Below are 7,482 nucleotides of genomic sequence, written 5' to 3' on the forward strand. Positions count from 1 at the left end.
GGTTAAATCGCCTTGATTTCTTGCCATGCCTCGCGCCATAGAGGACGCAGAGGCTCGAGGAGAGAATGACATGCAGATGGCTGGTTTGGGATATAGCGAAGAACAGATTGAGCTGCTTGACGTAGCCACGAGCTTTTGCCGTGACAAATCGCCCATTGCCCGCGTCCGCAAGCTGATGGACAGCGATTTGGGCTATGATGCCGACGTCTGGGCCGAAATGGCTGCCTTGGGTTGGACCGCCATTGCGATACCAGAGGCGCATGGGGGTGTTGGCCTTTCGCTGGCCGAGGTCGTTCCGGTTGTTGAGCAAATGGGGCGCCACCTTATGGCATCGCCATTGGTGTCATCGACCTTGGCTGCACAGGCATTCATTATAGGCGGTAGTGAACAGCAAACCGCACATTGGCTGCCCAAGCTTGCCGAAGGCGCCATTGGCACTTTGGCCCTTTCCGAAGCGCATGGCGACTGGGATCTTCAGAACATTACAGCCACAGCAACGCTTGAGGGTGATGCGGTGCATCTGTCGGGCGAGAAGCTGTTTCTGGCATGGGCGCAGACCGCGGACATCGTCATTGCATCGGTTATGCTCGATGGCAGGCCAGCCTTAGTCCTGCTGACCGCCGCCGACGTCGCTGGACGCCTGCGCCGTGAAGCGATTATCGATGAGACAAAACGCAGCTTTGCTCTGGCGCTTGACGGCTTGGTCGTATCGCGCGCAGCTTTGTTGGAAATTGCGCGAACATCCTCAACACTGTCGCATATTGAGCAGGCCGCAAACCTTCTGCAAAGCGCGGAAATGTGCGGTGGTTCGCAAAGCGTGATCGACTATACGGTAAGCTATCTGCAAACCCGCAAGCAGTTCGGAAAGATTATCGGCGAATATCAGGCGCTGAAGCACCCGACCGTTGACGCCTATGTCGAATATGAAAAAGCGCGCTCGCATTTGTACAGCGCAGCAAACAGCTTTAGCGACCAAGGCGTTGGCGAAATCGCCGTACGCATGGCAAAGGCTGCGGCGGACGCGACATACAGCTTTGCAGCTGACCGCGCGATCCAGTTTCATGGTGGATTTGGTTTTACGCATGATTGCGACGCGGGCCTTCACCGCCGCGCTGCGATTTTTCAGGCATCGCAATTTGGTGATGCCGCGTGGCAACGCTTTAAGCTTGCGCCTCTATTATTGGGGTAAGCGCGACACCAACCGATTTTATGGGGGTGTCGCTTTTTGCGCTAACGGTCTCCCGTCAATGACGGCTCAATCAATGCAGTGCGTGTGTCCGTTGTGGATCTTTGAGGTTATCCCGAGCCTGCCCAGAGGTAGGATGATCGGTGAAGTTTATCGGTTGGATGGATCAGCCGTTTTGACAGATTAAACTAGATTCGGCGCTGGACGGGACACTCTAAAAAGATGACGTATTCTCAATTCTCAGCTGTCCGTATCTTATGACCGACACAGCGCTTGTTTCCGTTGTGCCGGTCGGACGAGTCCTTACCGCCGCAGACCGCAACGCGAGAGCTAGTGGTTGGCGGATGACATTTTTCGCTTGGCTCGCGCAGAATATGGCAATTGGACTGACGTTCGGAGTCTACGGTACGTTGATAACGTCATTTGAGCGCACCTATGGTGTCAATCGATCAATCAGCACACTCGGCATATCGCTTGTATTACTCGCCTTCGCATTGGTTGGGCCAGTTGCCGGCTCAGTGCTTCACCGCATCTCGATTAAAATGGCGATGATCACGGGCGCTTGTCTGAGTGCTGTCGGTTATGGGCTTGTCAGTTCGGCCACGTCTATGACATCGGTTCTGCTGTGTTACGGATTACTTATTGGGCCCGGGGCCGCTTTGCTTGGCGGAATGTTACCATCAGCCTTAATTTCCAACTGGTTTGAAACCGGTAGGGGTCGCGCGCTGGGGATCGTCAACATGCCGCTATTGGTTGCGGTGGCACCTTTAGTCTCGGCATGGATATTAGAGCAATGGGGTCTCTCGACTGTTTTCGTTGTGTTGGCCGCACTTATGCTGTGCCTGATTCCCATTCTCTTTTTGATCGTTGATCATCCCGAGAAGAAGGGACTGCTTCCGGTCGGCAGTAACAAGAGTGATTTCGGTTCGGTCAAACAACCAAAGTCTGCGCCAATTGGATACGGGATACTTGCTCGCACGCCAATTTATTGGGGTATAATTTTGCTCGGTTGCGTCATGGCGGCGGGCGGAACGGTCATGAGTATCCATATCGTCCCGATGGCCGTTGGCCTTGGTATCGACCCTGGTCGTGCCGCGTTGCTGCTGGCGTCAATCGGCGGGCTCGGAATTTTGGGCTCGCCGCTATTCGGGATGATTACAGACCGTTTTGGTGGAGTCGCAGCGCTATCGCTAAACGCGACACTGCAAGCTGTGCTCTGGTCGTTGATGCTCGTCCAGCCGACATTTCCGGTTATGCTGCTCGTCAGTTGTGGTCTAGGTCTGACCGCTGGCGGGATGATTGCTAGCCTTAGTTCTACTTTCTCTGAATATTTCGGTACAGCGAACTTTGGCCGTGCGTACGGATTGTTTGCATTCTGCTCGCTGCCCTTCATCGTAGGCGCACCGGTGCTGGCGGGCTACCTGTTCTCGGCGCGGGGGAGCTATCAATCGCCATTCGGTGGGCAGATAGTGGCGTTTATCCTTGTTGCAGCACTTGGGGCTAGTCTTGCCTGGCGGAGAGCACATCTTCACCCATGAGCAAGCCGCAGAAAAATTTAGGCGACCGGATCACTGCCGGTCGACAGCAGCATTATGCAACGGCCGGAATCGCAGATTGTGCCCAGCTACGGAGTCTATTGTCATGAGTTATGTGCGTGAATTCAGAGGTTTTGCAGGCATTCGCCTTGAAGCCGATGACATTGGGTCGGCAGATGACCCGTCGATCCTTTTGCTGCATGGTGGGGGACAGACGCGAAAAGTTTGGGCTGACGTTGCCGACGCGCTTCAACAAGCCGGTCGCCATGTTATCAGCCTCGATTTGCGCGGGCATGGCAGCAGCGATTGGCCGGATGATGGGTGCTATGACTTTGACGCCTATGTCGAGGATCTGCGTGCCGTTCTGGCGCAAATGCGGACGAGGCCCGTAGTCGTCGCTGCTACGCTGGGCGGCTGGATCGCAACAATTGCCTTGGCCGATGAAGCCGCGACGCTGGCTGCAGGGCTGGTTTTGGTCGATTTGCCAGCAACAGATGATCCTGCGGTGGCGCGCGAAGCTTCGGAAAAATTACGCAATTCGGCGATTGCAGGGCTAGGCAACGCAGAATTTGATATGCGGATTTTTGATCGGTTCGACATGAACGGCGTGACCGACCGGATTGCACTTGCGGCACCGCAGATTAATATCCCCATACTGTTTGTGCGCGGAGGGCTTAGCGATCTGGCGAGCGAAGAACAGGCGGCGGCATTTGTTAGCCAGTTGCCCGATGCCGAAGCGGTCGAGGTCGAAGACAGTGGCCTGCTTGTGACCGCCGAACGCACTGACAGCTTCAACGGACTATTGCTTGATTTCCTTGAGCGTAAACAGCCGCGCTTCATTCCCGAATTCCGCGAAGGTTCCGATGCGCGAACGTTTCGTGACGCTTTGGGCTGTTTTGCCACCGGGGTTACGATCATCACCGCGATGGGGCCGGACGGCAAACCCACCGGGCTGACCGCGAACAGCTTTACCAGCGTATCGCTTGATCCGCCCTTATTGTTGGTTTGCATCGCGAATAACGCTGGTAGCGCACCGATTATGCGCAACGCCGAACGCTTTGCCGTCAATGTATTGCAAATTGGCCAACAGCCAACCTCGAACCGCTTTGCCGGAAAGGGTGAGGACCGGTTTGCCAACACACCATGGGAAGTCGGCGAGTTCGGCACACCTGTTCTCACGGTATCGCTGAGCAGTTTTGAATGCGAGCGCGATGCTTTGCACGATGGTGGCGATCACTTCATCCTCGTTGGCCGTGTGCTGAAGGCGATGTTCGAGCCACGCCGTGATCCTTTGCTGTATTTCCGTGGCAAATATCGTCGCTTGCATTTTGCGTAGGAGTTAGCTGGTTAAAATCCTGCCCCTTGGTAGGTCGCGATGCGGTTGGTTTCTTTTAGGTCTCACTCAATATTTTGGGAGAAAATTGCCATGCTCGGCGTTCAGGTTACCGAAGCTCCAGCCCATGTTCCCGCCGATCTGGTGCTTGACTATCCGATCAAAATGGGTGGCACCATTGACGAAAATCCGTTTGACCGGATTATTCCCGACATTCACAAAAATATGCCGCCGATCTTCTATTCACTTGATGCGTATCCTGGAGGAACACCAGCATGGATTGTACGGCGCGTAGAGGATCTGCAAACGATCTATTTCGATACCGAGAGTTTTTCGAACAAGGATTTCGCGCCGTTTGCTTTGCTGGTGGGGGAGACATGGAGTTCGCTTCCGGCCGAAACCGACCCGCCGATGCACGCGCTGTACCGCAAGTTCGTGAATCCCATTTTCACGCCAAAAAAGATCAATGTTCTCGATGAAAAGATCCGGCAATATGCCCGCGAATATTGCGCCGAGATCAAGGCCAAGGGAAGTTGCGAATTCATGGCCGATTTTGCCTTTGAATTCCCGATCAAGGTGTTCCTTGAACTGATGGGCTTGCCGCTTGAAATGACCGCCGAGTTTCTCGAATGGGAAATGGGGTTGCTCCACACCAACGACTTGGGCGTAATTGCCGCGAGCACACGCAAGGTTGTCGACTATCTACGCGGCGAGATTGCGGACCGCAAAGCCAATCCAGGAGACGACCTAATCAGCTACGGCGTCACAGCCGAAATCGACGGTCGTGCACTGACCGATGATGAATTGGTCGGCTTCACTTTCAACTTGTTCATTGGCGGTATGGATACCGTATCGACCAACATCGCGTGGCAGTTCCGTCACCTCGCCGAACATCCAGATCATCAAAATACACTGCGCAATAACCCGTCGATGATTCCCGACGCGATTGAAGAATTGATGCGCGCCTATCCCGCTGTTACAACGTTCCGCACCTGTGCAAAGCTGGTAACGGTCGGCGGCGTGACATTCCAACCAGGCGACAAAATCGCAATGCCTACCAGCCTTGCCGGGCGTGATCCGGAAGCCTATGATAATGCCGATCAGGTGATCTTTGGCAGGAAATCGCGCTATATGAGCTTTGGCTATGGCCCGCATCTGTGCGTGGGCATGCACCTGGCGCGCCGTGAAATGCGTATTGCGCTTGAAGAGTTCCTTGCCGCTATTCCAGAGTTCCGCATCGCCGACGGCGCGGTCGTTAAAACACACACCGGCGGCATATTACAGCCCGTCACACTGCCTTTGGTCTGGTAACTAATTGGAGCTTTCCGGCCTATTCGATGATGCACGGACCTTCGGTGATTTTGAAGATCGAGCGGTTTCGACCGCGTTGTTGCGAACTCTATACGATCATCTAAAATGGGGACCGACCTCAGCCAATAGCTGCCCGGCGCGGTTTGTGTTTGCGATCTCTGAGCAAGCAAAGGCGCGTCTGCTGCCGTGCGTGAACGCGGGCAATATTGACAAGGTGAAATCGGCCCCGTTGACGGTAATAATTGCTGGCGACACGCGTTTTTTCGAACTGATGCCGCAGCTATATCCAGAGCGTGATTTCAAAACTTTGTTTGAAAATAGCGAAGCAGCAGCGCAAGATTTGATCGCGCGTAACGTCCCAATGCAAGGCGCCTATATGATCATCGCCGCCCGCGCTTTGGGGCTGGATTGCGGACCCATGTCTGGCTTCGACCCCGAGAAAATCAATGCCGAATTTTTCCCGAATGGCCGCTGGCAGATAAATTTTATCTGCAACCTTGGCTATGGTGTAAAGGCGGGGCTTCATCCTCGTAATCCACGGCTTTCTTTCGACGAGGCATGTGTGATTGATTGATCCGCTGGCCGCTTCACTAAATAACATTAGGGCATCGCCTGGTTCACTTTCGCACTTTGACGTCCCTTGCCAAGGCGTATGATGGAAGGCATTCTCATTAAAATTTCCGAGAGGCTATAAAGTCATGATTTCGACCCTGCTTATTGCGGCGGCAGCAGCCACTACTCCGATTCCAAATGACTACAGCCTTGCGCAAAACTGGCTATGCAGACCTGGTCGCCGCGATGCGTGCACTGTCAACACCGACACCACCGCGATCGCAGCAGACGGAACTATCGCCTTCCGCAAATCGACAACGCCTCGCGATTCCAAAGCCGATTGCTTCTACGTCTACCCAACGCTGTCTTACGATGAGGGCGGCAACAGCGACATGGTTGCCAATGACGAGGAGCGCAGGGTCATTGAGACGCAGTTTGCCCGATTTGGCGAAACATGCCGCACCTTTGCGCCAATCTATCGCTCGGTGACGGTCTCGGCACTGCGCGCACTATTGATAGGAAAACCGATCCCGGCGGACCGCGAACTCAATTACACCGATGTTCGGGACGCTTGGCGGCATTATCTGGCAACCGACAGTCAGGGGCGGCCGTTTGTGCTAATTGGCCATAGTCAGGGTTCCGGCTTGCTCAAACGGCTTGTGGCGGAAGAAATTGAAGGCAAGCCGACCCAGAAATTGATGCTCTCTGCAATGCTGGCAGGGACGAATGTGCTGGTTGCCAGGGGCGAAGATCTTGGCGGTGATTTCAAAACGACGCCACTGTGCCGCAAATCGGATCAGACCGGCTGCGTTTTGGCGTGGGTAACATTTCGCGAGGCGAGTCCTCCTCCGGCCAACGCACGTTTTGGGCGCACCGATGTTGCGGATCGCGAAGTGGCCTGTACCAATCCAGCGAAACTCAGCGGCGGTAGTGTTCCTTTACAAGCCGTGCTTCCGAAGCAAAGTATCGGCGCTGATATGGCAGTGGCCCCCACAGCGTGGACGAGCGATCAAAAGCCGATCACAACCGGCCACGTCAGCTTGCCGGGACTATATTCGGGGCAGTGCGTTTCCTCGGATGGCGCGAATTATCTGGCCGTACGGCTAAGCGAAGGGCTGCCGAATGGCCGGGTTCTCGATCCGGGCGGCGACCTAAAATTTGGCCCCATGATTGCAAAAGATTGGGGGCTGCATCTGCTTGATGTCAACATCGTCCAGCAGGACATGGTTGACTTAATCGGGATCCAATTGTCTGCATGGGAAAAGACCAAGCGCTAAATCAGTTGTTCCCGGCAGACGCCAAACGCGGTTGCAGGACAAGATACTGGCCCAGCACTCCATTGAGACGCCGGGCCGATATTTAAACTTAATAAGCGCCGGGTGGCGAAATCTTGTCGCCGTCCGCAATATCGCGGCCATAGATTTCATAACCAATCGTCGGGATATTCTGGATATGGCGCAGGGCCATCGAGACATCCTTCCAATAGCGGCTGATGGGCTTATCAAGCATGAAGCCTGACGACCCTGTCTGAAACATCAGCGATTCCGATGCGCTGTGGATCATCT

6 protein-coding genes and 1 pseudogene are annotated in these 7,482 nt (G+C 54.7%); 6 read left to right on the forward strand and 1 reads right to left on the reverse strand.

Going from position 1 to position 7,482, the window contains the following annotated elements:
* Positions 1–25: 25 nt before the first annotated feature.
* From QE270_RS01055 to QE270_RS01080, 6 genes are all read left to right on the forward strand, one after another.
* Positions 26–1,189 (forward strand): acyl-CoA dehydrogenase family protein, encoded by a 1,164-nt coding sequence (locus QE270_RS01055; protein ID WP_300033970.1) that lies wholly within the window; start codon positions 26–28, stop codon positions 1,187–1,189.
* 254 nt (positions 1,190–1,443) lie between these two features.
* Positions 1,444–2,724 carry an MFS transporter gene (locus QE270_RS01060; protein ID WP_300033972.1) on the forward strand — a complete coding sequence of 427 codons (1,281 nt, stop codon included), beginning with the start codon at positions 1,444–1,446 and terminating at the stop codon, positions 2,722–2,724.
* Between the two features lie 103 nt (positions 2,725–2,827).
* The gene (locus tag QE270_RS01065) at positions 2,828–4,057 is read left to right on the forward strand and encodes an alpha/beta fold hydrolase (RefSeq protein WP_300033974.1); all 1,230 of its coding nucleotides are present in this window, start codon (positions 2,828–2,830) and stop codon (positions 4,055–4,057) included.
* Between the two features lie 90 nt (positions 4,058–4,147).
* On the forward strand, positions 4,148–5,365 hold the full coding sequence (locus QE270_RS01070; RefSeq protein ID WP_300033976.1) for a cytochrome P450: 1,218 nt from the start codon (positions 4,148–4,150) through the stop codon (positions 5,363–5,365).
* A 4-nt stretch (positions 5,366–5,369) separates the two neighbouring features.
* Complete coding sequence (locus tag QE270_RS01075; RefSeq protein ID WP_300033978.1) at positions 5,370–5,939, forward strand: malonic semialdehyde reductase; 570 nt, start codon at positions 5,370–5,372, stop codon at positions 5,937–5,939.
* 124 nt (positions 5,940–6,063) lie between these two features.
* Complete coding sequence (locus QE270_RS01080; protein WP_300033980.1) at positions 6,064–7,194, forward strand: DUF3089 domain-containing protein; 1,131 nt, start codon at positions 6,064–6,066, stop codon at positions 7,192–7,194.
* Between the two features lie 88 nt (positions 7,195–7,282).
* On the opposite strand, the pseudogene QE270_RS01085 reads toward QE270_RS01080, so the two are convergent.
* A pseudogene (locus QE270_RS01085) lies at positions 7,283–7,482 on the reverse strand (acyl-CoA dehydrogenase); the annotation flags it as partial.

The organism is Sphingorhabdus sp. (assembly GCF_029865925.1).
Lineage (GTDB): Bacteria > Pseudomonadota > Alphaproteobacteria > Sphingomonadales > Sphingomonadaceae > Sphingorhabdus_B.